This is a genomic window from Caballeronia sp. LZ024 (assembly GCF_031451455.1).
In the GTDB taxonomy this organism is placed as follows: domain Bacteria; phylum Pseudomonadota; class Gammaproteobacteria; order Burkholderiales; family Burkholderiaceae; genus Caballeronia; species Caballeronia telluris.
Window position 1 is genome coordinate 545,682 of the sequence record NZ_JARUXL010000004.1, and the last position, 26,551, is coordinate 572,232.

The window sequence follows — 26,551 nt, forward strand, 5'->3', positions numbered from 1 at the left end:
CGCGGCCCTGTTTCATTGATCGGCGGCCCGGCCGGAGGTTCCATTTCGCCTGCGCCGCCCGTCACGCGGACGCCGTCGCGCGCAAGGCGGCGGCGGTCTCGGCGTCGGCGGGAAAGAACGCTTCGATCGCCAGTTCGGACAATGTGATGTCGACCGGCGTGCCGAAGACCGTCGTCGTGCTGAAGAACGACAGCACGCCCGCCGCCGTGCGCAGCCTGAACGGCACGACGACCGCGTCGATCTCGCCGTGCATAGCCTGAGCAAGCCCCGCGCCCGCATGCGGCGGCGCCGGATACGACTCCAGTTCGCGCAGCAAATCGGCCAGCACCGGATCGCCGGAGACTTCGATTTGGCGCCGCACGCGCGCGAGCAGATGCGCACGCCACTCGTGCCAGTTGACGATCGCGTCGGCGAGCCCCTTCGGATGCAGCGACAGCCGCAGCACGTTCACGGGCCCTTCCAGCAGCGCCGGATCGGCGAGCGCGACGAGCGGCGCCACCGCCGCGTTGGCGGCCATCATCGTCCAGTGGCGGTCGACCGCCAGCGCCGGATACGGCTCGTGGCCCTTCAGCACGAGATCCACCGCCCGCCGCGCCGCGGACAGTTGCGGATCGGCGAGCGTGCGTTCGCGATACAGCGGCGCGTAGCCGGCCGCGATGAAGAGCGTATTGCGCTCGCGCAGCGGCACGTCGAGCTGTTCGGCGAGCCGGATCAGCATCTCGCGGCTCGGCACGGACCGGCCCGATTCGACGAAGCTCAGATGGCGCGTGGAAACCTGTGCGTCGCCCGCGAGGTCGAGCTGGCTCAGTCTTCTGCGCTGCCGCCATTCGCGCAGCAAGGCGCCGACGGGCTTGCGCGGCGCGGCGTGGGCAAGGGTCGAGTTCATGACGGCGATCATAGTCGAAGGGTGTGCGGGCGTTCCATTACCTACGGCGTAATCGACAGGCGTTTGCGCGTCTTCGATAGTTCGGTCACGGCGACAGGACACGCGTGCCGCTGCGCCGAACTCACTTAAAAGGAGCCACCATGAACGCCCAGTCCCCTTCCCGCGATGTCCTGATCGACCGCTACTTCGACGCATGGAACGAAACCGACGCCGAACGCCGCGCCACGCTGATTCGAGCGAGCTATGCGGAACACGCGAGCTATCGCGATCCGCTCCTGCACGGCGACGGCCACGCCGGCATCGACGCGATGATCCGCGCCGTGCACGAGCGCTTTCCCGCGCACACGTTCCGGCGCACGACCGATGTCGACGGTTTCGCCAACCATCTGCGTTTCAGTTGGGAATTGCGCACGCCGCAAGGCCAGACCATCGTGAAAGGCACTGATTTCGGCACGCTCGACGACAATGAACGCATCGTCTCGATCACCGGTTTCCTCGATCAGACGCCCGGCGCGGCCTTGTAAAACTTACCTACAAACGTTTGCTGACAAACTTTCTTTCCTCCCGCCCTAAATCTCCGCCCAGCCACGCCGTTAAGACCAAAGACGACTTTGCGCAAGCTACGGCCCAGTATTTCCTGACCTTGCGCAAAGCCCACGACTCTCGCGGAGAAAGAAATGTTTGTCGTAATCGGATGGGTGTTGGTCATCGGCTCGGTGATCGGAAGTTTTGTCGGCGTCGGCGGGCATCTGGCCGCGCTCGTGCAGCCGTTCGAGTTGCTGTGTATTTTCGGCGCGGCGATCGGCGCGTTCGTCGTGTCGAATCCGACCGCCACGCTGAAGAAAACGCTCAAGGCGCTGCCGAGCATCTTTAAGAGCGGCGCGTACACAAAGGAGAAATATCTCGCGCTGATCGCGCTGCTCTACGAACTGCTTCAGAAGGCGCGCAAGGAAGGCATGATGGCGCTCGAAGCCGATGTCGACGCGCCCGAAGCCAGCCCGCTCTTTCAGAAATACGAAGACGTGATGAAGGATCATCACCTGCTCGATTTCATCGTCGACTATCTGCGCATGATGTCGAGCGGCAACGTGAACGCGCTCGAAATGCAAGACCTGATGGACGAGGAACTCGACACGCACCACACCGAGGCATCGGTTGCCGCCAACGCGATCCAGAAGATGGCCGACGGCCTGCCCGCGTTCGGCATCGTCGCGGCGGTGATGGGCGTCGTGCACACGATGGGCTCCGTCGGCGCCGCGCCCGCCGTGCTCGGCGAGATGATCGCCGGCGCGCTCGTCGGCACGTTCCTCGGCATTTTGCTCGCGTATGGCTTCATCGGGCCGCTCGCGGACCTGCTCAACGCGAAGGGCCAGGCCGAAGCCAAGCCGTATCAATGCGTGAAGTCGGTGCTGCTCGCCTCGATGAACGGCTACGCGCCGACGCTCGCCGTCGAGTTCGGCCGCAAGGTGCTCTTCACCGCAGACCGCCCGAGTTTCAAGGAACTCGACGACGCCGTGCGCGCCACCAAGATGCCGAAATCGGCCTAATTAGCGCATCGAACGGACGAGATCATGGCTGAAAAACCTTCACGCGACCCGCTGCAATCCGTGCTCGCGCCGACCGTCGTCGTGCGCCGCAAGAAAAAGGGCGGCCACGGCGGCCATCATGGCGGCGCATGGAAGATCGCCTACGCCGACTTCGTCACGGCGATGATGGCGTTCTTCCTGTTGATGTGGCTGCTCGGCTCGACATCGAAATACGACAAGCAGGGCATCGAGGACTACTTCAACACGCCGCTTGCCGCCGTGTTCGGCGGCAAGGACGGCAGCGGCGCGGCGCATACGAGCGTGATCGAGGGCGGCGGGCGCGACCTTTCCAGCTCGCGTCCGGGCGAAGCCACCAAGAGCCAGACGCAGCCGGTGCCGCCGTCGATCGCGCGCGCCGCCGTCGCCGCCGACGACGCGCAGCGCCTCCAGCAACTGAAGCAGAAGCTCACCGCGCTCATCGAGAACACGCCAGCGCTGCGCGCGTTCAAGGACCAGATTCGCATCGCGATCACGAGCGAGGGGCTGCGCATCGAGATCGTCGATTCGCTCAAGCGGCCGATGTTCGCCTCCGGCAGCTCGCGCCTCGAAGGCTACGTGACGACGATTCTTTCGCAGATCGGCGCATCGCTGAACGACGTCGACAACCGCGTGTCGATCGCCGGCCACACCGATGCCGTGCCCTACTCCGGCGGCCAGGCAGGCTATTCGAACTGGGAACTGTCGGGCGAGCGCGCGAACGCCGCGCGGCGCGCGCTGGTCGCGGGCGGCATGAGCGAACGCAAGGTGCTGCAGGTGCGCGGTCTTGCCGATGTGCTGCCGCTCAACAAGGACGTCGCCGACGAGCCGACCAACCGGCGCATCAGCATCCTCGTGCTGAACAAGGCGGCCGAACAGGCATTCTTCAGGGATGGCGGCCGCACGACCGTCGATGAAACGAAGGCCGTGACCGGCGGCGTGATGCCGGTGGCGGCGACAGGCAAGTCGTCTTAGACCGCAAGCTGCACATCACAGGCGCCGCGACCGTCGAACGTTTGACGAGTCGCGCGCGGCGCGTGTCTGCCACGCGATTCGCCGGACGCTCCGGCGATCGCCTCCTCCTGCCACGCGCCTTTGTCGCCGTTCGAACTTGCGCAACGCGAGAGTCGCGTTGCAGCGTCATGCTTCGTGGGTTCTCGGCGCTGATCTTCGGCGGCTTCTGCCCGGATGTCACCTACGGCCTGCGAACTTTCTTTACTCAGAATCGCCGTGCACGCTTCCTGGCGCGTCGGAAACGGACCGATGACGGGCGCGAACGGGAACAGCAGCCGGCCGTCGGTGTTTCTGTCTCCCGCGCTTTCACGCAGCGTTTTCTACTTGAACACAACCACGGCGTAGCCCGTTGGCGCCAACGGGTTACGCGCGCCCTCAACGGATCCCGTGCAAGTCATCCGGTCCGATGGACCAGTACGCACACACTCGCAGTCCGGGCAGAGGCGTCTTCCGACTGCGCCTCTGTGTTGCTTCCGGTCCGGCGAGCGAGCTACGTGCCTGCCTCGTAACATCGGTCACCCAAAAGCTTTTTGCCACCACGATATCGCCACTCCGGCAGCGAGTATCAAGAGCGCGACTATATCCACGCTTACGACTCGCGCGATCTGCGCGTTGTTTTGCCCGATGGACCACGAGAGCCAGAGAAAGGAACTCACGCTGATGAAAGCCGCAAGGAACGCCAGTGTATGAAGCGCAGGAACGAACGCCGAATACACGAGAAACGCGCCTAGCATGGCGAACAACACCGCACGATGGCGCATTAGAATCAGCAGGTTGGGCTCCTCCACCGCGATGCCGTAGAGTCGTGCCAGTTGCGCGGAGCCGAGCACGCCCGTAAGCGGCAAAAGATGAATCGCGCCGACAATGACGAGCGACGCTGCGATCAGGCTTTTCATGTTCCCTCTGTCGATATGCACGGCTGCACCGCCGCCATTCTCCGCGACGGGCATCTCTGTTTGAAACGGAATGGCGGCCTGTGGGACGCAGCCCGGCTTCGGGCTGCAATCTTCAGCCTTTCAGCCAGTCTGCGAGCATCGGCTCGGCGGCCTTGCGGCTCATCGGGTGGAACGCAAGGCAACGGCTTCCGGCAAGTAACGTCATCATCTCGGCGTTCTCGATGAACGCAAGGCCGCCAGCGAGTTCGGCGGCCTGCATCGCGCATCGCGCGATGATGCGTTGGACCGCGAACCGCACCATGAGCACGCGCGCGAGAAGCCCCTGATCGGTGGGCGACGTCTCCATCATGTGAACGGCGCCGTCGAGCGCCGCCTGCGCGCACTCGATCTCGCCGCCGAGCGCGGCCCGCTCACCGGGATCGACGCGCTCGTCACGCAACACGCGCTCCGCCATGGCGCTGACCACACCGAGGTAGCTCGCAGTGGCGACGATCTCGAACCAGCCCATGCCCTCGACCTCCGCGCTCGCGACAAGCTCGGCCGTTTCACGGTCGTCCTCGGCCGCCAGCAGCAACTGGTCGGAGGTGACGTGCACGTTCTCAAAGCACAATTCGTGGTTGTCCGCTGCGGCGAGGAGCGGGATGCGCCAGAACTCCCGGCGCGAGACCCCTTGCTGCCTGGCGGGCAGTATCGCCATGCCGGTGTGTTTCACCGAATCGGCGCCTTGCAGCGCGACGCCGACCGTAATGATGTCCATGCTGTTCGCCATCGTGCACGGCTTTTTCCGGCCGTTGAGCCGGAAACCCTCTCCGTCGGGCGTGAGATACACGGTGGAGTCGAGGATGCCTGCGCCTCGGCGCCCCTCGGCGAACGCCGACGCGACGAGCAGTCCGTCCATCGCGACGTCACGCAGCATCTGAGCGCACGACGGCACGAACTGGGAAAGCGGACTGCAAAAGCTGACCGTAAAGTTGTGCATCGTCAGCATCAGAGCCATCGACGGCGCACGCGCGCCGAGCGCGCGTTGAATGCGTATCCCCTCGTAGGGCGAAATGCCCTCGCCACCGAAAGCCGTGGGCACCCAAAGCCGCGGTAGCCGATACTGCCGAATGAGCGCCTTCAGCGCCAGAGGATCTTTCGACTCCATTGCCGTCAGGCCTTGTCGCGCGAGTTCGGCGTCGAGGCCTGGGGCAAATCGTTCCAATGTCGAGCGCGATTCATTCATGAACATAGTAGTGGTGTCCTTACTCAGGAGGTCAGTCGGCTCGCGCGTTCAAGCCACGCGAGGTACAGCGGAAGAAAAACGCGCATCAAGGGTTCGGGCAACCCCATCGCGTGGCGGCGAATCCATGGTCGAGGCGGCAGCGGAACGTTCCCCGTCAGCATGGCCGCCAGATCCCGGCCCATGGCGAGCGAAAGCGCAAGACCATGTCCGTTCGATGCACCGATATGCCAGTGACGCAAGTCGTCGTCGAGCGGCCCGACGATCGGCCACTCGTCGAGCGTGCATCCGAAATTGCCGTGCCAGACGGCCTCGGCGGTCACGTCTCGCAGCGAGGGCAGGAAAAACCTGAGTTGTTCGATGAGGTCCCGGCCAACCAAGCGCCGGTCGGCTTCGACCAGTCCGTTTCGCGCATGTCGGTAGCGTCCGCCGATCAGCAGCCTGCCATCGGGTAACGGACGCAGGAAGCTGAAGGCCGGGCGGGCATCGAACAGTCCCTGACCCTGACGCCATCCGATGGCAGCGCGCTCGTCCGGAGCGAGTGCGCGCGTCACAGCCGCCCACGCGGAGATCGGGATGACCGCATGGCGGAAATGATCCAGTTGGCCGACGCCCCCGTCCACGGCCAGCACGACACGCGGCGCGCTTGCCTGAACGGAATGCACATCGAAGGCGCCGGTGCGCCGATCCCAACGGGTCACGCGGGCATGCTCGAAGATGCGCACACCAAGATTCAGCGCTGCGCGCTTCAATCCGATGCAAAGGCGCCCCGGATTCAGGAGCGAAGCCGGGAATGCCAGCGCATTGAATACGCGGTTCGAATCCGGCAGAGCGGCCCGTACGTCGCTTGCGCTGACCAGAGGCACGTCGAAACCCAGCGACCGGTAGGCTTCAGCGTGTCTTTCGAGCGTGCGCGCGTCACGTTCCCTGAGCGCGACCTGCCACTGACCGCGCGATTCCAGATCGCAATCGATCCCATGCGCGCTTGCCAGGTTCGCACCGAAGGCCACCGCATCGAGCGAATACTGGTAGGCGACGCGCGCCGTATCTCCGCCGAGCGAGCGGATCTGGGCGTCGATTGCCGGGCCCATACGCGGCGCGCATTGCCCCGAATTCAGCCCGCTCGCCCCGTATCCGATGCGTCCCGACTCGAACAGCGCAACGTCGAGCCGCGGCGCCATCTGCCTGATGTGGATCGCAGTGGACAAGCCCGCTAGCCCGCCGCCGATCACCGCCACATCGCAACGAACAGGCTCGTGCGGAGGCGGCCTGACTTCATCGACGGGAACGGGAAGCCACACCGTCGACGGTTCATTAGATTCGGATAACAAAACATGCGAATTGACGTTCGACATAGCTGGCATGATTCAAATGGCGCGTGTCAGCCGAAGAAACTGCCACAGCCCGCTCAGCGTCCCGCCCTTCTGAAACGCGACGTACTCCGGCAAAACGACGTCCGGGTTCCACTTCATCTTGTACTGCAACTGCGTCTGCGCCGGATAGATGAAGCTGCCGTGCGCCGCCAGTTGTGCGAAGCCCCACGCCGTCATACGATGCCATGAACCGGGTAGCTCGTGCTCGGGCGCGAGCGACGTCAGCGGCGTGAAGCCGAAGTTCAGCATCTTTGCGCCTTCGGCCTTGAAAATCTCGATCGCGCGGCTGTTGATCAGCTCCATGACGCCAGCCGGCGCATCCGGCAACCGGCGGCTCAGGTCGTGCATCCAGCCGGCGTAACGGCCGAAACTCGCGGTATAAAGGATGTAGGCAACCGGAACGCCTTCTCGCAAGGCGACGAAGATCCGCCTCAGCGAGCCGTCGATCTCGTCGAGTTGGCCCCTCTCGCCGACCAGGAATTCGAGCTCCCGCGTGCCCTTTTCCTTGATCCACTGACGGTCGATCTCCTCGATCGCGTGCCGCACGTCGGGAACGAGCGCGACATCCTTGCCGAGTTCCGCCACGACGATGCCGCAACGGCGCGCACGCGATATCTTGTTGCGCAGCTTGATGAAGCGCGTCCCGGCGAGAGCAAAGCCGGCGAGCGTGATCCCGTATGACGCTCCGATCTGGTTGACGCGAAAGCCGCGGCGGGCGAACCGCTCGGCATCGTCGTGCAATATCTGCACCGCCACCACTTGCCTGCGCTCGCTGGCCGCCCAGGCAAGAAAGCGGTCGAGCAGTTCGTCGGCCTGCCCCGCCGCCGCCGAGACGCCCGCCACCATCACGAGATGACGGCGGCCCGCGGGCCGGTACGCGATGAAACCTTCGATGCCGTCCGCGCTGAAGCGCAGCGTATCGCGGTTGATCGCGAGAAGTGCCGACGGATGGTCGGCATGCGTGCGCAGGACGCGCAATACAGTGTCGCTAGCCGCGCTCACGAGGTCGGTCTGCCCGGCATCACGGTGCATCTTGCTCTCCCGCCACCCGCGACGAACCGAGATAGTTCGCCCGGAACCGCGCGAACTCCGCGTGGGCCGCCGGCTCGAAGCTCACGCCGAATGGCTTGAGAAAGTTGCCGAAGAGCGAGCGGTCGCCGAAGAGATGAATCGGAATTGCGAGAAGCGCCCACTCGGGCCGCACGAACCACGCCCACAGCCCCGCCACCAGCAGCGCGCACAAGGCGCTATGCATCGTGTTGTACAGGACGTAGTACGCCGGGTTCAGCGGCTGCCCCCGCGCACGCCGGAACGCTATCGCACCGGGAAAGTAGCCGATGACGTCGATGTACGCGAACAGCAGCACGAATACAGGCCATCGGACGGCATCGCGATGCATCACCAAAAGGCCAATGCAGATCGCCAGGCTGGCTAGGTTCTCGAGACGAAGCAAGCCATAGGTTGCAGGCGTCTCGAAGAGGTTCTTCTGGTCCATCGTGCCCCCGTCAGGCGGTGTGCGCGATCAATCGGCTGAGCGCGGGATGCGCCGCAGCCGAGAGGCTCGTCAGGAGGTTTTGTGTCGTGGCGTCGACATAACGGACCAGCGCCGGCTGCATCGATGGACGCGTCAGCATGCGCAAGTACCACGAGCGCAGGTGCGGTGTGCTCTCGAACGTCATGAGATCGCCAAGGCCCAGGTGCTCGGCACGCATCACGTACGGGAGCACGGCGATGTCCGCGAGACTGAACGCGGGACCGGCAAGCCACGCGTGCGAATCCGGCAGGTGCGATTCCACGCGCTGAAAAAAGGCGCGATGCCGTTCGATGCAGTCGGGGATCTCCGGTGCATCGAGTCCTTTTTCAAGGACACTCGAACGCCATGCGCGGACGGCGGGATCGGGAACAGCCTGCAACAGCGCGCTCAGCGTTTCGGGCGGCTGCTCCTTGAGCATCGGGCGTGCAAATACCGCATAGGTCAGCATGCCCGAAGCATGGTGCAGATCTCGCTCGACGCACTGATTCCACACTCGCGCAGTATGGCGATCAATCGCGGATGCGGGCATGAGCGGGAACTGCGGCACGGTTTCGTCGATGTACTCGCAGATCGGCCACGATTCGACGAATACATGTCCGGCGTGTTCGAGTACCGGCACCTCGGCGCGAGGATTCAGACGCCGGAAGGTCTCGAGACAATGCTCGCCGGCCAGCAGATCGACGATGCGGTCGTTCCAGTCGACACGCTTTTCCGCGAGCGTGATGCACACCTTTTGCGAGGCGACTGAAAACGGCGAATGGTGGAGAGTCAACATGAAAGGCTCACTTTGAATGGGGGATTACCAGACGAGCGGAACAAACCGCTTCACGCGCCGGCAATAGATTTCGTATTGGTCGCCGAACGTCTTCAACATCAGACCTTCCTCGTAACGGATGCGTCGCACGAAAGCCACCATCAGGAGCGCGCCCGCCAGCGTGGCGGCGACCAGCGCGTGCATGGCGACGAGCATGCCGACGTAGAGCAGCCACGCTCCCGTATAGCTCGGGTGACGCACGAATCCGTATGGTCCAGTCGTGATCACGTGCTGGCCGCTCTGCACGCGCACGTGCCAGGTGAAGAAGCGTCCGAGCTTCGCCACCGCCCAGGCGCGCAGCAGAGCGCCGGCGAAGGCCGCGCAGATCGCGCCGGTTGCCAGCACGTCCCAGCCCATGCTGGCCGGGTAGCGCCAGATGACGCACTCCGCCACGCCGCCCAGCAGCGTCAGGTAGACCGTCCAGACGAGCTGCCTCGCCGTGCCGCGATCCTCGGGAGGCGCATTGCGGTCGAGCGGGCTGTAGGCGGGCTGAGTCAGCGACGCCAGCAGACCTGCGCCCACCATCACCCAGAGTTTCGAGAAGGCGAGTGCGGCCGGTTGAAACAGCAAGGCCGGCAAAATGAACACGACGAGCGCGGCGATCAGTCCAGTCAACAATTTCCGGATCATGTGATGGCTCCGTCTCACGCCGTCGCGGGCAGCGAGCGCAAGCCTCGAAACACAACGGTGCCGGGCAGCCATTGGGGATCGTGGATTTCCGGCTTGAGATCCGGCAAACGCTCGAACAGGGTCTCGAGCGCCACTGCGGTCTCGACTGCACCCAACTGCGCGCCGAGACAATAGTGCGGACCGCCTCCGAACGACAGCGGATAGCTGTTCGTTCGAGTGATGTCGAAGCGATCCGCCTCGGCCCACGCGTCGGAATCGCGATTTGCGGAAGCGACGATACAGAGAATCGTTTCGCCTGCCTTGATGGCGGCGCCGCCCACTTCGATGTCGCATCGCGCCTGCCGCGGCGTCATCTGAACGGCGGAGTCGTAGCGCACCATCTCCGTCACCGCATCGGGCAACAGCGCTGGGTTCTCCTTTAGTGCGCGGAGCTGGTCCGGATGCCGATAGAGCGCGAGCAGGCCGTTACCGATCGTGTTCACGGTGGTCTCCTGCCCTGCCACGAACATCATCCGCAGGTTGTCTATCGTCTCGGGCCGGGTCAGGCGCCCTTCCACTTCGCAAGCGATCAAGAGCGACGTGAGATCGTCGCCCGGTTCGCGTCGCCGCAAATCGATCAGCCACTCGAAATATTCGCGCGACTGATCGACCGCCTGGTTTTGCTCGAACAGCTCGATCGGACTCAGTGGCGCGGGTTCCAGCGCCCGAGAGCCGTTGGCCGTGCGCTGGCGAAATTTCGGCCAGTCTTCTTTAGGCACGCCGATCATCTGACAGATGACGGCGCTCGGAAGCGGAAAGGCGAGATCCAGCATGACATCGAACGACGTCTTCTTGAGCGCCGCATCGACGAGTTCGTTCATTACCGAACGCATGAAGGGACGCATCTCATCGACCCGTTTGTGCGAAAAGGAGCGCGCAACGAGATTGCGCAGCCGGAGATGCTCGTCGCCGTCCTTCATGACCATCATGTTGCGGGCCGACGTGTAGATCGGCTGGTCGAGTATGCCGGCACCGAGCCGCTCGGCCATGTTCTCGAAGTAGAAGTAGCCGCGTCCGAAGTGCGCATCCTTCAACATGTACGCCACTTCGCTATGCCCGCTCGCGATCCACACGCCGTGCGGCGACCGGTACATCGGTGCATTGGCGCGCAGTTCCGCATATACGCGGTAAGGGTTGTTGACGTGTTCCGGATGCGGAATAAGCGGATCGAACGACGGAAGGAACGGCGCCACGGAGGAATCTGCGGCGGCGCCACGGGAGGAGAGATTAGTTAAACTTGACATGATGACTCCGGAAAAATCGGGATGGCTCAAAGAGACGCTTCGAGCGGGGATGCCGGCTCGGCGGACGCGGTGTCGCCCAGGGCGGGGTTTTTCCATTGGACGATTACCGCGAGCCTTCCCTCCAGATAGCTCGACCGGCACGGGCGGCGCGAGAGCTTGCCGCTCGTCGTCTTCGGGATCGTGCCGCTCTCGATCAGTACGAGCGCATACGGCTGTACACCGTGTCGCGTGTAGATCGCCTCGCGCATGCGGGCGAAGATTTCGCCCGCGCGCTCGTCGTCGCGTTTGCCGATCTCTTGCACGAACACGAGTTGCTCTTCGTTGCCGACTGTGACGGAAAACGCGATCCCGCATGACGGGCGGATCGCCTCATGACAGAGGTCGACCGTGCGTTCTATATCGTGCGGATAATGATTGACACCGCGAAGAATGATGAGATCCTTGAGACGGCCGCTCACATAAAGCTCCCCTTCGTGCAGAAAGCCGAGGTCGCCAGTGCGAAGGTATCGCTCGGAGCGACCGCTCACGCAGGCGTGAAAAGCCGCAACCGTGTCCGCTTCGCGGCACCAGTAACCCGCCGCAACGGAAGGACCTGCGAGAAGGATTTCTCCGACACGGCCGTCGGGCAGCATGAGTTCGGTGTCCGGATCGACGATGACCAGATCGAAGCCCGTCGCCACCTCGCCGCAGCTGACAATTGGCAGCGCTGGCCGCACGGGCGCGGTGTCGTCGGGAGCCACCGCGTGCAGGTCTTGCGAATAGGCGGCCTCGTCGATCAACAGCGTCCGGGGTGCCTCGTCCCTTCGCTTGCCCGTTACAAACAGGGTCGTCTCGGCCATGCCATAGCACGGATAAAACGCCTGGCGCCGGAATCCGACGCCGCCGAAGCGGCGCGAGAATCGATCGAGCGTAGCGGCGCGCACCGGCTCGGCGCCCGAATACGCCAGTTCCCAGCTCGACAGGTCGAGCGCGTTGAGATCGTCGTCCGCTATCTTTTGAACACACAATTCATAGGCGAAGTTGGGTGCACCGCTGACGGTGCAACGCCGCCTGGAAATCTCGCGAAGCCATCGATCGGGGCGGCGAAGGAAGGCTGCCGGGGCCATGAAGCTCACCGGCACGCCAGCGCAATACGACCCGAGTAATGCCCCCATCAGGCCCATATCGTGATAGGGCGGCAACCACGTCAAATGATGATCGTCGGGGCAAAATTGCAGGTGAAGTGCGATGGCATGGACGTTGTGCAACAGGTTGCCATGCGTCACCATCACGCCCTTGGGCGTACCCGTCGATCCCGACGTGTACTGGAGGATCGCTAGCTCGTCGCGCCCCGCTCGCGGTTCGCGCCACATCGTTTCCAGCGATTCGAGTCCGCCATCGGTCGCGAGCCAGCGCAGACGTGCAAGCGGCGGCAGCAGCGCTGTCTCGTCCCCGAGTTCTTCGAGCGTCTGCCGGGTGGTCAACGCGGCACTTGCCGCGCAGTCTTCGGCAACCGCCGCGAGCCTGTCGCGCAACCGCGGATTGAGCGGCGGATAGGCCGGCACTGCAACCATGCCGGCGTACAGGCAGCCGAACAGCGCACACAGATAATCGAGACCTGCGGGATACAGCAGCAGCACCCTGTCGCCCGGCTTGCCGCGCGCCTGCAATAGCGCGGCGACCTGCCTCGCGCGGCGGTCGAGCGTCTCGTGGTCGATCGGCAAGTCTGCCGGTCTTGTTCCTGAATAATCGATGAACGTGAACGGACGGCCTTGCGGCGAACGCTCCGCGTGCCCTCGCACGACATCGACGAGGTTCCTGCTCTCATAAGGCCACGCACTGACGCGCAGCGTAAGCGGCTTGGTTGAAACGGCCATTTGAACGGCTTCCTGGAAGTGAGACGTTGTTATGCCGCAGCGGACGTGAAGCCGACCGCCGCATCGACGAAGCGCGTGAGAAGTGCGTCGGTGAGCGGGCTGCCGAAGCTCTGCAGCCCGGCGAGCGCGAAGCCGTGCTTGCGCGCGAGTGCTTGCTGCGCCGATATCTCGCGAACGTCGAGCGTGTTGCCGATGCTCGTGTTCTCGAAGCGGCCCTCCAGCGCGAGCAGCATCGTTTCCGCCATGCACGCGTATGAGGTCCCGTCGACGAGACCATATGGGCCGACACGCGGCTTGCCCGGCAACGCGATGATGCCGCCGTCGATCACGAGCACGTCGGGGCGACGTCCGACTATCGACTCGTGCACCGAACGCGGGCGCGAAATATCGCAGACGATCGTCCCGGTCCGCCACACGCTGGCATTCACCGCGTCGCCCGGGAAACTCGTGGCTGTGACGGCCACATCCACGGCGCTGATTGCGCTGCTGTTGTCGGTCAACACGAGCGCTCCGCATTTTTCAAGTGCGACGATCAGCGCTACGGTGTCGCGCTCACGCTGCGCAATCTGTCTGATCCGCTGCGCCAGCGAGCCGGGAAGAAAGGCTTCCGGGCAAGGCGCGAGCGCCTGCTCGACAATCGCCTTCGCAACACGGACGAGGCGCGCGCGACCGACGGATGCTTCGTGTGCGGGATTGCCGATCAGGATGAGCCGGGCGGCGCGCCGCGAGAGCAGCACGGCCATGCACGATCCGATGGCTCCGGCCGCGCCGACGATGCCGACGCCGCTTGCATCCCATCGACGCTCCACGCGACGCATCATGAAATCGAGTGCATCGAGGCCGGCCACGACGGTATATGAGTTGCCGGAAGTGAGGGCGACGTCCTCGTTCAGCAGCTGTACGCCGCCGCCGCTCACGATCGACGTGTAAGCACCCAGTCCGACGATACGCGCGCCGCGTGAACGGCCGAGTTCAATGCCCTTTTTCAACACGGCAAGGGCGTCGCGTTGCGGGAGCCTGCGCAGTTGCTCCGAGGTATGCGGAATCATGATGAAATCGCCGCGCGCACACGTCCCCGTGGCTGATTCGATCTGCATGGTGGAACCTACGACGGGGTCCATCAGGCCATCCATGCTGCGTGCAAACTCGGCCAGTTCGCCTGGCTCCAGAATCGCGAGACTGGTGTCGTAGTCGGCGTAGCTTCGGGCATCGAGCGGATGTAGCAGGAATGCAAAGCGACGCGCATCGTCCGGCGTTCGCGCCGGGGTGATCGACGCAGGCAAGCGTTTCGATACGGGCGCCACGTTTTCGACCGGCCGATGCTGAAGGATCGCGCGGTAGAGCTTCCCTGTGTCGTGTTCGGCCAGCACGTCCATCGCGCGGCCGATTGCATCCGCCGCCATGTCACACTGCTTGCGAGTCGCATTGAGAGGCGGCTGAACGCGCAGCACGTCGCCCCGGTTCAGCGTGGGCGCCACGCGAATGCACTCGGCGTTGAGCAGATAGCTTGCGACGAACTGCGCCAGTTCTCTTTGTCGCGCGGCCAGTCCGAGGAAGCACTCTTTTGTGAGCGACTCGGACGTAAAGCGGATACCCAGCATGAATCCCTGTCCGCATATCTCAGTGATCAGCAACGGATGACGCTCTCGAATCTGCTCCAGCCGCCTCTTCAGGTAAGCGCCTTCTGTTCTGACATGCGTCAGCAGTTCGCCGCCGTTCCTCGTCAGAAGATCCAGCGTGGCGAGACCCACGCGCGCTCCGAACGCGTTGCCCGCGAAGGTGGACGAGTGCTTCAGCGCGATTTTTTCGCTATACACCGCATCCGTGCAAAGCGTCGCGGCAACAGGCACCATGCCACCGCCCAGCGTCTTCGAGAGCGTCAGGATATCGGGGCGCACGCCCTCGTTCTCGCAAGCGAACAGTGCGCCCGTGCGTCCCAGCCCAGTCTGGATTTCATCGACGATCAGGAGCACGCCATGACGGCGGCAAACCGCTTCGACCTCACGCAGGTATCCGGAAGGAGGCACGTGCACGCCACCTTCTCCCTGAATCGGCTCGATGACGAATGCCGCGTACTGCGTAGCCTGACCGGCGTGCAACGAAAGGGCTGCTTCGAGAGCCTCGATGCTTGCGTATTCGATGTGATCGAAGCCCGGCAGAGGGAGGCCGAAGTGCGTCTGATAGTCGAGCTTTCCCGTCGCTGACAGTGCGCCGAAAGTCTTGCCATGAAACCCGTTCTTCGTGGACAGAATGCGCGTTCGGTTCGTTGCGTGACGCGCCATCTTCAGCGCGGCTTCGACGGCCTCGGCCCCGCTGTTGGAGAACGTCACGTAACGCAGGCCAGGGGGCGCGAGTTCGATGAGACGCTGCGCCAGCAAGCCTGCCGACTTCAGGAACGAAGGCTGCGCAAAGATCGGCTCGGCATCGTCGCGCAGACGTTCGACCGCACTCCAGATTTCGGCGGGATGATGCCCGAACGGGACCGCGCCATACTGCGACAGGAAGTCGAGGTACTGGCGCCCGTCCTCGTCATACAGATAGGCGCCAGCGGCTCGCACGAAGGTCCTGTCGATCTTCAATTGCGCGAGCTTGGTCGCGAGATAGGGATTGATGTACTTCTCGAATGGCCGGGCCGTATCCGCCGGTGACAGCCTGCCCGATTGCAGATCGACGAGCGCTTCGCATAACTGCGCAGAGTCAGCAATGCATTCAAGGAAATTCACTGGAATCGATATCTCGAGCCACCCCTCCAGCGCTGAAACGAGTTCCGCACCCGACAGGGAGTCGACGCCGAGGTCAGCGAGACTCGATTCATTGCCATTCCATTCGATATTAAAACTGGCCCGGACGTATTCTGCCAACCACTTCGACACTTCTTCTTTTGTTCGTGTCACGCCTACCCCCTAAGTATGCCGCCTTACAAAAGCATTCGATCCAAGGAAGAGCCGCGTTCAACCGCGCACGGCATCTGGGAGGATTCTTTCACCGCTCGCCCACCTCCCCGTTTCTTTTGGCTCGACGTTATTCAAGACTACGATGTTTTTTATTTCGTATACCAAAGCGTCTGGGGAGTTTATGCCTTCGCCGATTTATTCGGAACGGTGACACATTGACGCACCTTGAAAATCACTTAGTCGATTTTTTATTAATTTTAAAAATTACTCGAGATAATCGATTTTTTGATTTTTATCAAAAAATCGCGGGTACGTAGTTTTTTTGTATATTCGTTATCCGAATTAATAACAGCGAGACTTCTTTATTCCCAATTGGATTATCGCCATCGACAGATGACTCGGACTTCTACCGTTCATGTCTGCAGAGTCAAGGCCGATCCCGACTTGCCGTCGACAAGACCTGCCGATTCGGAAAGCATCCCCGAGACGATATCGAGGTGCGTGACGGTCGTGCGCGCACCTCGGACCTTTGGGCAGCCGCGCACCGTCGCCCCCGTATGAGGCGTCGGAAAAATTGTTAGCGCACCGATCTGGCCCTGTAAGTAGGGCAGGTTCGCAACGCCGGCCGCTTGCCCCGACTTCGCATTGAAGATCCGCTACTCATCAAGCCTCCGGATTGTCGATATCCCCCGCGACGATCCTGGTCCCGAACGTAGCTGCCGCCGTGCGCGCTTCCTGGCGCGTCGGAAACGGACCGATGACCGGCGCGCCCGCGAATGGGAACAGCAGCCGGCCGTCCGTCTTGCGCACCACTTTCAGCGTGCCGATATACAGCCCCGCCGCGTTGACCTGATACGACGCGTAGATTTCGAAATCCTGCTCCGTCGGCGGCCCGCTTTGCAGACCCGGCTTGCGCATCGTCTTCGAATAGGCCAGTTTCGGTTTTCTCACTGCGTGCCTCCTCGTTTCACACAGTCACTTGCCAGATATCCGGGGCGCCGTGCATTTCCTGCCGTGGTGACGCGCGCTTTTACACATCGCGCGCCGGGCGAAACACAACGGACCGGACATTCTTAGCAACACTACGTAGTCACGACCGGCCTCGGCGCACCGACGTGAAATGCGTATAGGCCGCATTTCGTACAGCCGGACGACCGCCGCACAAGGCGCGGCGGCGTGCGGGCGCGTCGCACGCGCGCTCGCCCGCGGTGCGCGCTGCGCGCCGACGCGCGGTCTCGTGGCAAAGCAATACGCATGCGCCGTTCCCTCTCGGGAGCGAGCGTGAAAGGAAGATGGGAGCCGGGGGCGCAGGCCCCCCGTGAATTACTGCGCGACGCGGGGCGCGAGCAGTTCGCGCAGGTCGTCCATGTCGAACGGCTTGGCGAGAATCGGCACGCCGAGATGCCTGGCGCGTTCGAGTTCGTCGGCGTAACCGGTCATCAGTACCACTTTTTGCGAGGGCAGCCGCGTGATGATCTGCTCCGCGAGGTCAATGCCGTTCATGCGCCCGGGCATCTGCACATCCGACAGCACGAGGTCGAACCCGTAGCCCTGGCCGAGCAGATCGAACGCGGCGTCGGCGCTTTCCTCGTGATGCACCGCGCAGCCGAACACCTCCAGCACGGCCATGATGCCTGCCGCGACATCCATGTTGTCTTCGACGAGCAATACCGACATCCCGCGCAATTCGCTCCCTGCTTCTTCGACAGGTGCAGTGACGAGCGGCTCGTCCGCCACGGCCGGAGGCGGCTCCTCGACTTGCGGCGCGTGATGATGCGGCAGATAGAGGCGCACCGTCGTGCCCGCGCCCGGCACGCTCGTGATGCGCGCGGAGCCGCCCGCCTGCTCGCACGCGGCGAGCACCTGCACGAGCCCGAGACCCGTGCCCGCGCCGCGCACCTTGGTCGTAAAGAGCGGCTCGAACGCGCGCTGGCGCACGTCGTCGCTCATGCCTTCGCCGTTGTCGGAGATCGAGATCAGCACGTATTCGCCGTTCGGCAGCTCGGTTTCCCCCGCCTTCACGCGCACGTTCTGGCAGCGGATCACGATGCGTCCGCCGCGCGGCATCGCCTCGCTCGCATTGACGACGATGTTCACGAGCGCGAGTTCCAGTTCGACCGGATCGGCCATCACGGTCCACAGGTCCGGCGACAGTTCGATCGACAGCACGACGTTCGGTGGCACCGATGTCTTCACCAGTTCGGCGATGCCCGACAGCCAGACGGCCGGTTCGATGAGTTCCCGCTTGAGCGGCTGCTTTCGCGCCACGCTCATGAGCCGCCGCGCGAGCGATTCCGCGCCCGCGGTCGCGCGCTCGACGGCCAGCACTTCGCTCTCGACGTCGTTGAAATGCTTGCGCCGCGCCAGTTCCATGTTCGACGACACGACCATCAGCAGGTTGTTGAAGTCGTGCGCGACGTTCGCGACGAGATTGCCGAGCGCGCCCATGCGGCGCAACTGGCGGCTCGACGCCTCGATGGAAAGGCGGATCGCCACTTCGCCCCGCCAGCGTTCCCACGCGGCCTGCTCGGCGTTCAGGCGGCGAATCGAGAACACGACCAGCAGCCACACGACCACGCACGGCACGAGCGCGATCGCGCCGACGACGAGGCCATTGCGCCACCAGTTCTGGAATATCGAATCCGTGGCGTAGCCGGCGGCGACGTAAAGCGGATAGTCGGCGACGCGCCGGTAGGCGAGCAGCTTCTCGACGCGGTCGAGCGTCGAAGTCATGCGCACCCGGCCGTAGAGTTCGTTACTGCGCAACGCGTTGGTGAACGGCGTGTTGCTCGCCGGTTGCGCCCCCGCCGGCTCCGGCGGAAAGCGCACCATGATGCCGCCGTCGCGCCGGTACAGGCCGATGGTCAGCGCGGGATCGCCCGCGGCGAGTTCGCGATAGTAGTCGCTGAAATATTCGCGCTTGAGCGCGATCGACACCACGCCGAGAAACTGCCCGCCGTGCGACACTCGGCCCATCGTCGAGGTGAATACGTCCGCCTGCCCGACCTTGCCGCGCAGCGGCAGCGAGAAATACGTGACGGGCGCCATCGCGCGGGCCGAGCGGAAGTCGTCGCGTTCTGCGATCGACACGTGCGGCGCCGGGTAGTAGCGGCTGTTCGCCAGCAATTCGCCGTTCACGCCGAACACCGAGATCGCCGCGACCTGCGGAAAGCCCCCGCCGATGTCGTCGAGCGTGCGGTGCAGCGCCGCTTCGCGGCTCGTGATGCTGGCGTCGTCGCTTTCGCCGAGCATGTCGACGATACGCGTCTGAAGCTGCTGGTTCAGGTCCATGACCTTGACCGCGTGTTCGTTCGCGACGCGCACCACGCGCTCCACCAGTTCGTCCGCGTTGGCGAGACGGCGCTGGTAGTCGTAATAGCCGTAAGCCGTGAGACACGCAAGCGGGATCAGGATCGACCCGATCAGCACGATCAGGAGCACACGGTGCGTCGCGGCGAAATTGCGCGAAGGCAGCGGCAGGTCGAAGGTCGCAGTCTCAGTGGGGTTCAAGCGTCGGGCCTCGGAATGTCGAGTCGATATCATACCGGCGCGCGGGCCTCGGCATGGAGCCTGCCGAACGGCCAGGCTCATGCGGCGTGAGGCGCCGCGCCAATCGACATCGGCACACGGCCCGGGCTCAAGCGCCCGTCATGGTGCGATGCAATGCAATAGGCCGAAGAAGTCCGTCGATGAACCGTGGATGAACGCATCGACGGACCCGGAAGGCAAGCGCCGTCATTGCCCCTTGGCGTCGCTGCTGGCGTTGGCGCCGGGGAAATTGGTAGTGTCGGTCGCCGATTTTTTCGCTGACTTGTGCATCTTCTTGCTCGAACCGCTCATCGCGCCCGATGCCGGATCGCCGCCCGCGGTCGGTCCCGCCGTCGCCGCGCCGTGCGCATTGCCGCCGCCCGTGCCGCCCTGGCCGCCCGCGCCGCCGCCGCCGTTCTGCGCCATCGCGGCCCCGCACGTCAATGCGAGCAGCGTCGATAAAACCAGCTTCTTGCCTTGTTTCATGTTTCCTCCGGTTGTCCGAGCGGACGGCGTAGAGAGCCGCCGCGTCGTCGACCGTTTCAGCAAGCGATGTGCCGCTCAACCCGCCATCTCGCGCTCGGGCGTGGACGAAATGCGATGCACGGACAGATCGGCGCCGTTGAACTCGTCCTCGCGATCGAGGCGCATGCCCACCGTGAACGCGATCGCGCCGTAGACGCCCACGCCGCCCGCGACGGCCAGCATGATCGCGCCGCCCGTGCCGATCAGTTGCGACCACATCGACACCCCGCCGATCCCGCCGAGCGCCTTCTGCCCGAAGATGCCCGCCGCGATGCCGCCCCACGCGCCGCACAGGCCGTGCAGCGGCCAGACGCCGAGCACGTCGTCGATGCGCCAGCGGTTCTGCACGCAGGTGAACATCTGCACGAACAGCGCGCCCGCCACGCCGCCGACGATCAGCGCGCCGAGCGGATGCATGACGTCCGAACCCGCGCACACGGCGACGAGTCCGGCGAGCGGCCCGTTGTAGGTGAAGCCCGGATCGTTGCGTCCGGCGACCCAGGCGGCGAGCGTGCCGCCGACCATCGCCATCAGCGAATTGACCGCGACGAGGCCGCTGATTTTGTCGACGCTCTGCGCGCTCATCACGTTGAAGCCGAACCAGCCGACCGCCAGCACCCACGCGCCGAGCGCGAGAAACGGAATGCTCGACGGCGGATGCGCCGAGATCCGTCCGTCCTTGTGATAGCGGCCGTGGCGCGCGCCGAGCAGGAGCACGGCGGGGAGCGCGATCCAGCCGCCGAACGCATGCACGACGACCGATCCGGCGAAGTCGTGGAACGGGGCATCGAAGGTATTCATGAGCCAGGCCTGAATGCCGAAACGCTCGTTCCACGCGACGCCTTCCAGCAGCGGATAGACGAAGCCGACGATCACGAAAGTCGCGAACAGTTGCGGGTTGAACTTCGAGCGTTCGGCGATACCGCCCGAGACGATCGCCGGAATCGCGGCCGCGAAGGTCAGCAGGAAGAAAAAGCGCACGAGCGCGTAGCCGTTCTGCTCGGCGAGCACGTCGGCGCCATGCCAGAACTGCACGCCATACGCGATGTTGTAGCCGATGAAGAAATAGGCGAGCGTCGAGACCGCGAAGTCGACCAGGATCTTGACGAGCGCATTGACTTGGTTTTCCTTGCGCACCGTGCCGAGTTCGAGGAACGCGAAACCGGCGTGCATCGCGAAGACCATCGCCGCGCCCAGCAGCAGGAAAAGGGTATTGGTTCCGGATTCAAGTGCCTGCATGTTCGACGGGCAAAAAAGCGGCTTTTCTCGCAAGTTCCGGACCAGTCTTGGTGCTATCCGCGCCGATCCTGTGCGGACAGGCGCGCCGGCCGTTTTTGAATGGTGCATCGCGCACCGTGGCGGTTTCCGCCGATGCATGAAGATGGTGCTTCCCAGGAAACCTTCGTAAGCTCGCGCACCGTTTTTGAGCACTCATGCCCATCAATGGCGAAAACGGCGCCGTGTGCGGCGACGAATTACCTTTCAATTCAATGAAATACGCTGAAGGAGTCCTGCCGCGTTGACTTCCCGCTCGCGCGAACTAAGGTTTCTATGGAACGCGTGCGTTCGTGTCGCCGGATCATCGAAGGAAGCGCAGCATGGAATCGGTCTATGAGAATCGCGCCGAGGCGGGCCGCGTGCTCGCCGGACTGCTCGCGGGCTACGCGCATCGCGACGACGTCCTCGTGCTCGGCCTGCCGCGCGGCGGCGTGCCGGTGGCGTTCGAAGTGGCGCGCGCGCTCGACGCCGATCTCGACGTGCTCGTCGTGCGCAAGCTCGGCGTGCCGGTCCAGCCGGAACTCGCGATGGGCGCGATCGCGTCGGGCGGCGCGTTCTATCTCGACGACAGCATCGTGCGCTATGCGGGCGTCAGCCCGGCCGAACTCGACGCCGTGATCGCAAGCGAGCGCATCGAATTGGCGCGGCGCGAGCGCGCGTATCGGGGCAATCGCGGACCGGTCGACGTGGAAGGACGGATCGCGATCGTGGTCGACGACGGCATGGCGACCGGCGCCACCATGAAAGCCGCGGCGATGGCCTTGCGCGAGCGCAAGCCCGCGCGCGTCGTCGCCGCGCTGCCGGTCGCGCCGGCGAATTCGGAATCGCGTGTCGAAACGGTCGTCGATGAATTCGTCTGCGCGATGCGGCCGCGCAGCTATTTCGGCGTCGGGCAGTTCTATCTCGACTTCTCGCAGACGAGCGACGAGGAAGTGTTCGACCTGCTGCGCGAAGCGCGCCGCGACAGCGAAGCGCGGCGTCTGAAGAAGCCCTGGCGCTAAACGCCCGGGAGCGGCGCGGGCCAGCGGTTCTCATCGACGCACAGCGCGCCCGGCACGCGCTTCGCCCAGCCTTCGGCCTGCAGCATCGGCTTGTCGTAGAAGCGCTCGACGTGCCCGATGCAGAGGATCGCGACCGGCTTCGCATCGGCGGGCATGTGGAGCAACTGCCGCACGGCATCGACGTCGAACAGCGACACCCAGCCGACGCCGAGCCCTTCCGCGCGCGCCGCGAGCCACAGGTTCTGGATCGCGCACGCCACCGAGGCGAGGTCCATCTCCGGCAGCGTGCGACGCCCGAAGACATGCCGCTCGCGCTGCTCCATCAGCCCCGCCACCACCACTTCGCCGCAATCGAGAATGCCCTGCACTTTGAGGCGCATGAATTCGTCGGCGCGTTCGTTCAGCGCCTCGGCGGTCGCGCGGCGCTCCGCCTCGACGATTTCATGCAGCGCGACCCGCAGCGCGCAGTCGGTCACGCGCACGAAGCGCCACGGCTGCATGAAGCCGACGCTCGGCGCGTGATGCGCGGCCTGCAACAGGCGCGCGAACTGGTCGGCGGGGATCGGGGCATCGGTGAAGTGGCGCATGTCGCGGCGCTCGCGGATCGCGCGATAGACAGCGGCAATCTCGGCGTCGGAGTAGCGGTTGAACGGATCGGGTTCGGTCATCGGGGATTTTTGCCGTGCTTGGGAGGCTCGCTGATTGGCAGTGTCAGCGAGAAAAACGGATCGACGCATCCGCATTCTCACCGATGCGGCGCCAAGCGTACTAGCCGATTGTTACCCGACCCCCGACATTTCCGACGACGACCCGCTCGTCGTCATCGCGTTGATACTAACGCTGCCACGGCGCGCCGCTCGGACCTTTGCCATAACGTTCGCGCGCGCTCGCGACTAGTGCGGCGTCGATCGCGCCATCGTCCGCGAGCGCCTTCAATGCGGCGATGACGATCGATGCGCGATCCACTTCGAAGAACTCGCGCAGCGACTGCCGCGTGTCGCTGCGGCCGAACCCGTCGGTGCCGAGCGTCACGTAGCGGTGCGGCACGTAGGCGCGGATCAGTTCCGGCAGCGCGCGCACGTAGTCGGTCGCGGCAATCACCGGGCCGCTCGTCGATGCCAGCGCGCGCGTCACGAACGGTTCGTCAGCCGCGGCGCCGAGCCGCTCGTCCCGCTCGCAGGCCGCGCCATCGCGATGCAGTTCGGTAAAGCTCGTCACGCTCCAGACGTCGGCGGCGATGTGCCAGTCCGCTTCGAGCAGCGCCTGCGCCGCGATGACCTCGCCGAGAATCGCGCCGGCACCGAGCAGTTGAACGCGCGCGCCGTCCTTCGCTGAAAGCCGGTAGAGACCTTTGAGAATGCCGGTGCGCGTCGCGTCGTCGAGGTGGCCGGGCGCCGAAGGATGCGCGTAGTTCTCGTTCATCGCGGTCATGTAATAGAACACGTCGCGCTGGCGCTCGGCCATCTCGCGCATGCCCTCGTCGACGATCGTCGCAACTTCGTATGCAAACGCGGGATCGTAGGCGCGACAGTTCGGAATCGTCGATGCAACGAGATGGCTGCTGCCGTCCTGATGCTGCAACCCTTCGCCGCCGAGCGTCGTCTTGCCCGCCGTCGCGCCGATCAGGAAGCCCCTCGCACGCTGGTCGGCGGCGGCCCAGATGATGTCGCCGATGCGCTGGAAGCCGAACATCGAGTAATAGATGTAGAACGGCAGCATCGGCAGGTCGTGCACGCTGTAGGACGTCGCGGCCGCGATCCACGACGAAATGGCGCCCGCCTCGGAGATGCCCTCCTCCAGGATCTGTCCGCGCGTGTCCTCGCGGTAGTAGAGCATCGAGCCCATGTCTTCCGGTTCGTACAGTTGCCCGAGCGGCGAATAGATGCCGACCTGACGGAACAGATTCGCCATGCCGAACGTGCGCGCCTCGTCCGCGACCACCGGAACGATCCGCGGCCCGAGTTGCGCGTCCTTCATCAGGCTGCCGAGCATGCGCACGATCGCCATCGTGCTCGACATCTCCTTGCCGTTCGAGTCGATGGCAAACTGCGCCCAGCTTTGCATCGGCGGCACCGTCAACGCATGCGAAGCCACCTTGCGACGCCGCGGCAGATAGCCGCCGAGCGCCGCGCGCCGTGCATGGAGATAGCGCATCTCGGGACTGTCGTCGGCGGGCTTGTAGAACTTGACCGCCTCCACGTCCGCATCCGAAAGCGGTAGGCGGAAGCGGTCGCGAAACGCCTTCAGGTCGTCGAGATCGAGCTTCTTTTGTTGGTGCGTCGTCATCCGGCCCTGCCCGCCCGCGCCCATTCCGAAGCCCTTCATCGTCTTCGCGAGGATCACGGTCGGGCGGCCCTCGTGCGCAAGCGCGGCCGCATAGGCGGCGTGCAGCTTGCGCACGTCGTGGCCGCCGCGCCGCAAGCGGTCGATGTCATCGTCGGAAAGATGCGCGGCGAGCGCGGCCAACTCGGGGTTCTGGCCGAAGAAGCGCTCGCGGTTGTAGTGGCCGTCATTGGCCGAGAAGGTCTGGAACTGGCCGTCGACGGTATGCGCGAACGCGCGCAGGAGCGCGCCGGTGCGGTCGCGTGCGAAGAGCGCGTCCCAGTCCGAGCCCCACAGCACCTTGATCACGTTCCAGCCCGCGCCCGTGAACTGCGCTTCCAGTTCGTCGACGATGCGGCCATTGCTGCGCACCGGCCCATCGAGCCGTTGCAGGTTGCAGTTGATGACGAAGACGAGATTGTCGAGCTGCTCGCGCGCCGCAAGCGAGAGCGCACCGATCGATTCCGGCTCGTCCATTTCGCCGTCGCCGAAAAAGCCCCAGACCTTGCGACCAGCGGTCTTTTGCAACCCGCGGTTCTGCACATAACGCATGAAGCGCGCCTGATAAATCGAGTTGATCGGGCCGATGCCCATCGAGCCTGTCGGGAACTGCCAGAAGTCCGGCATCAACCACGGATGCGGATACGAACACAGCCCCGGCCCCGCGATCTCGCGTCGATAGTGACGCAGATGTTCTTCGTCGAGAAAGCCTTCGAGGAACGCGCGCGCATAAACGCCCGGCGACGAATGCGGCTGGAAATAGACGAGGTCGCCGTGCTGCCCGTCTTCGCCCGACGCGCGGAAGAAGTGGTTGAAGCCCACTTCGAACAAGTCGGCCGCCGACGCGTAGCTCGCGATATGCCCGCCGAGTTCGCCATACGCGCGGTTCGCGCGCACGACCATCGCGAGCGCATTCCAGCGCAGCACGGCGGCGAGCTTTTCTTCGATGTCGAGATTGCCCGGATAACGCGGCTGATCCGCGACGTCGATCGTATTGCGATAAGGCGTCACGCGAGCGCGCGCCGACTCCACGCCGATCGAGCGCGCGTGATCCGCGAGGCGGTCGAAGAGATACTGCGCGCGTTCCTTGCCGACATGCTTGACGACGGCGTCCAGCGCTTCGAGCCACTCGGCAGTTTCCTGCGGATCGCTATCTTCGCGACCTTTCGCTAAGGAGATGATCTGGCTGGTACCGCTCGCTAAATCCGTCATGGCGCGACTCCGCTAAAGGGCTCAAGGCGATTCGAATAGATTCAAAAGAGCATAACCATCGACGGGCAGAATGTGCGTCTCTTTTGTCTGGCCTTGGCATCACGGATAGTGTATTTATTCCTGATCGCGCGCTTTCCACGGAATATTTCGACCATGACGGCATCGACCAAGCAGCGTCTCGACCGGATCGACATCGGCATTCTCAACCAGCTTCAGCACAATGCGCGCATCACCAACGCGGAACTCGCGCAGGCGGTGAACCTCTCGCCGACGCCCTGCTTCAACCGCGTGCGTGCGCTCGAAAAGGCGGGTCTCTTCAAGCAGCATGTCACGTTGCTCAATCCCGAAGTGCTCGGGCTGCGCATCAACGTGTTCATCCAGGTGAGCCTCGAAAAGCAGGTCGAGGATGCGTTGCGCCGCTTCGAAGAAGCGATCAGCGCGCGCCCCGAGGTGATGGAGTGCTACCTGATGACGGGCGACGCCGACTATCTGCTGCGCGTGGTGATGCCCGACGTAATGGCGCTCGAACGTTTCATCCTCGAACGGCTCACGAAGATTCCGGGCGTGTCGAACATTCGCTCGAGCTTCGCGCTCAAGCAGGTGCGCTACAAGACGGCGCTGCCGTTGCCGGCGGCGGGTCTCACACTCGCCGACCCCGAAGATACTCCGACGGACTGGACCTGAACCCGGCCGTTCACGGTTCTTGCAGTCGCGCGGCCCG

Annotated in this window: 22 protein-coding genes; 5 read left to right on the forward strand and 17 right to left on the reverse strand. The window is 64.2% G+C overall.

The genetic code is table 11. The annotated features are described in order from the left end of the window. Positions 1-61: 61 nt before the first annotated feature. A complete protein-coding gene (locus tag QCE48_RS24675; RefSeq protein ID WP_309782887.1) occupies positions 62-886 on the reverse strand; it encodes a helix-turn-helix transcriptional regulator in 825 nt (274 codons plus the stop codon). A gap of 140 nt (positions 887-1,026) precedes the next feature. Between QCE48_RS24675 and QCE48_RS24680 the strand changes: the two genes are divergently transcribed. From QCE48_RS24680 to motB, 3 genes are all read left to right on the forward strand, one after another. Then, a complete protein-coding gene (locus QCE48_RS24680; RefSeq protein ID WP_309782889.1) occupies positions 1,027-1,410 on the forward strand; it encodes a nuclear transport factor 2 family protein in 384 nt (127 codons plus the stop codon). A gap of 153 nt (positions 1,411-1,563) precedes the next feature. Beyond that, positions 1,564-2,433, forward strand: a complete 870-nt coding sequence (motA, locus tag QCE48_RS24685) for a flagellar motor stator protein MotA (protein ID WP_309782890.1) — start codon at positions 1,564-1,566, stop codon at positions 2,431-2,433. A 24-nt stretch (positions 2,434-2,457) separates the two neighbouring features. Next, entirely contained in the window at positions 2,458-3,423 is a 966-nt protein-coding gene (motB, locus tag QCE48_RS24690) for a flagellar motor protein MotB (RefSeq protein ID WP_309782891.1), read from the forward strand. A gap of 554 nt (positions 3,424-3,977) precedes the next feature. Here motB and QCE48_RS24695 read toward each other — a convergent pair. From QCE48_RS24695 to QCE48_RS24760, 14 genes are all read right to left on the reverse strand, one after another. Continuing rightward, positions 3,978-4,358: a phosphopantetheine adenylyltransferase gene (locus tag QCE48_RS24695; RefSeq protein WP_309782893.1), complete on the reverse strand. Its 381-nt coding sequence runs from the start codon at positions 4,356-4,358 to the stop codon at positions 3,978-3,980. Between the two features lie 112 nt (positions 4,359-4,470). After that, the gene (locus QCE48_RS24700) at positions 4,471-5,256 is read right to left on the reverse strand and encodes a hypothetical protein (protein ID WP_309782894.1); all 786 of its coding nucleotides are present in this window, start codon (positions 5,254-5,256) and stop codon (positions 4,471-4,473) included. Positions 5,257-5,606: 350 nt separating this feature from the next. Beyond that, on the reverse strand, positions 5,607-6,935 hold the full coding sequence (locus tag QCE48_RS24705; protein ID WP_309782896.1) for an FAD-dependent oxidoreductase: 1,329 nt from the start codon (positions 6,933-6,935) through the stop codon (positions 5,607-5,609). A 12-nt stretch (positions 6,936-6,947) separates the two neighbouring features. Next, complete coding sequence (locus QCE48_RS24710) at positions 6,948-7,985, reverse strand: DUF2156 domain-containing protein (RefSeq protein WP_309782899.1); 1,038 nt, start codon at positions 7,983-7,985, stop codon at positions 6,948-6,950. Further along, positions 7,975-8,448: a hypothetical protein gene (locus QCE48_RS24715; protein ID WP_309782900.1), complete on the reverse strand. Its 474-nt coding sequence runs from the start codon at positions 8,446-8,448 to the stop codon at positions 7,975-7,977. Before QCE48_RS24715 ends, QCE48_RS24710 begins: the two co-directional genes overlap by 11 nt. Before the next feature lie 10 nt (positions 8,449-8,458). Beyond that, positions 8,459-9,262, reverse strand: a complete 804-nt coding sequence (locus tag QCE48_RS24720; RefSeq protein WP_309782901.1) for a glutathione S-transferase family protein — start codon at positions 9,260-9,262, stop codon at positions 8,459-8,461. Positions 9,263-9,286: 24 nt separating this feature from the next. After that, entirely contained in the window at positions 9,287-9,931 is a 645-nt protein-coding gene (locus tag QCE48_RS24725; protein ID WP_309782902.1) for an isoprenylcysteine carboxylmethyltransferase family protein, read from the reverse strand. 14 nt (positions 9,932-9,945) lie between these two features. Next, positions 9,946-11,310 (reverse strand): cytochrome P450, encoded by a 1,365-nt coding sequence (locus tag QCE48_RS24730; protein ID WP_309782903.1) that lies wholly within the window; start codon positions 11,308-11,310, stop codon positions 9,946-9,948. Next, positions 11,241-13,070: a fatty acyl-AMP ligase gene (locus tag QCE48_RS24735; RefSeq protein WP_309782904.1), complete on the reverse strand. Its 1,830-nt coding sequence runs from the start codon at positions 13,068-13,070 to the stop codon at positions 11,241-11,243. Before QCE48_RS24735 ends, QCE48_RS24730 begins: the two co-directional genes overlap by 70 nt. A gap of 29 nt (positions 13,071-13,099) precedes the next feature. Then, positions 13,100-15,964 carry an aminotransferase class III-fold pyridoxal phosphate-dependent enzyme gene (locus QCE48_RS24740; RefSeq protein WP_309782905.1) on the reverse strand — a complete coding sequence of 955 codons (2,865 nt, stop codon included), beginning with the start codon at positions 15,962-15,964 and terminating at the stop codon, positions 13,100-13,102. A 663-nt stretch (positions 15,965-16,627) separates the two neighbouring features. Next, complete coding sequence (locus tag QCE48_RS24745) at positions 16,628-16,915, reverse strand: DUF6723 family protein (protein ID WP_309782906.1); 288 nt, start codon at positions 16,913-16,915, stop codon at positions 16,628-16,630. Between the two features lie 372 nt (positions 16,916-17,287). Beyond that, the gene (locus QCE48_RS24750) at positions 17,288-19,474 is read right to left on the reverse strand and encodes an ATP-binding protein (protein WP_309782907.1); all 2,187 of its coding nucleotides are present in this window, start codon (positions 19,472-19,474) and stop codon (positions 17,288-17,290) included. Between the two features lie 225 nt (positions 19,475-19,699). Then, a complete protein-coding gene (locus tag QCE48_RS24755; protein ID WP_309782910.1) occupies positions 19,700-19,978 on the reverse strand; it encodes a hypothetical protein in 279 nt (92 codons plus the stop codon). Between the two features lie 75 nt (positions 19,979-20,053). Then, a complete protein-coding gene (locus QCE48_RS24760; protein ID WP_309782913.1) occupies positions 20,054-21,256 on the reverse strand; it encodes an ammonium transporter in 1,203 nt (400 codons plus the stop codon). Positions 21,257-21,615: 359 nt separating this feature from the next. Between QCE48_RS24760 and QCE48_RS24765 the strand changes: the two genes are divergently transcribed. Next, the gene (locus QCE48_RS24765) at positions 21,616-22,296 is read left to right on the forward strand and encodes a phosphoribosyltransferase (protein WP_309782915.1); all 681 of its coding nucleotides are present in this window, start codon (positions 21,616-21,618) and stop codon (positions 22,294-22,296) included. Here the strand turns inward: QCE48_RS24765 and bluB are convergent. Together bluB and mdeB are read right to left on the reverse strand one after the other, a co-directional pair. Continuing rightward, positions 22,293-22,964, reverse strand: a complete 672-nt coding sequence (bluB, locus tag QCE48_RS24770; protein WP_309782917.1) for a 5,6-dimethylbenzimidazole synthase — start codon at positions 22,962-22,964, stop codon at positions 22,293-22,295. The genes QCE48_RS24765 and bluB overlap by 4 nt on opposite strands. Before the next feature lie 166 nt (positions 22,965-23,130). Continuing rightward, a complete protein-coding gene (gene mdeB, locus QCE48_RS24775; protein ID WP_309782919.1) occupies positions 23,131-25,830 on the reverse strand; it encodes an alpha-ketoglutarate dehydrogenase in 2,700 nt (899 codons plus the stop codon). A gap of 153 nt (positions 25,831-25,983) precedes the next feature. Here mdeB and QCE48_RS24780 point away from each other — a divergent pair, with 153 nt between their 5' ends. Beyond that, complete coding sequence (locus tag QCE48_RS24780) at positions 25,984-26,514, forward strand: Lrp/AsnC family transcriptional regulator (RefSeq protein WP_309782921.1); 531 nt, start codon at positions 25,984-25,986, stop codon at positions 26,512-26,514. The last annotated feature ends 37 nt before the right edge of the window (positions 26,515-26,551 follow it).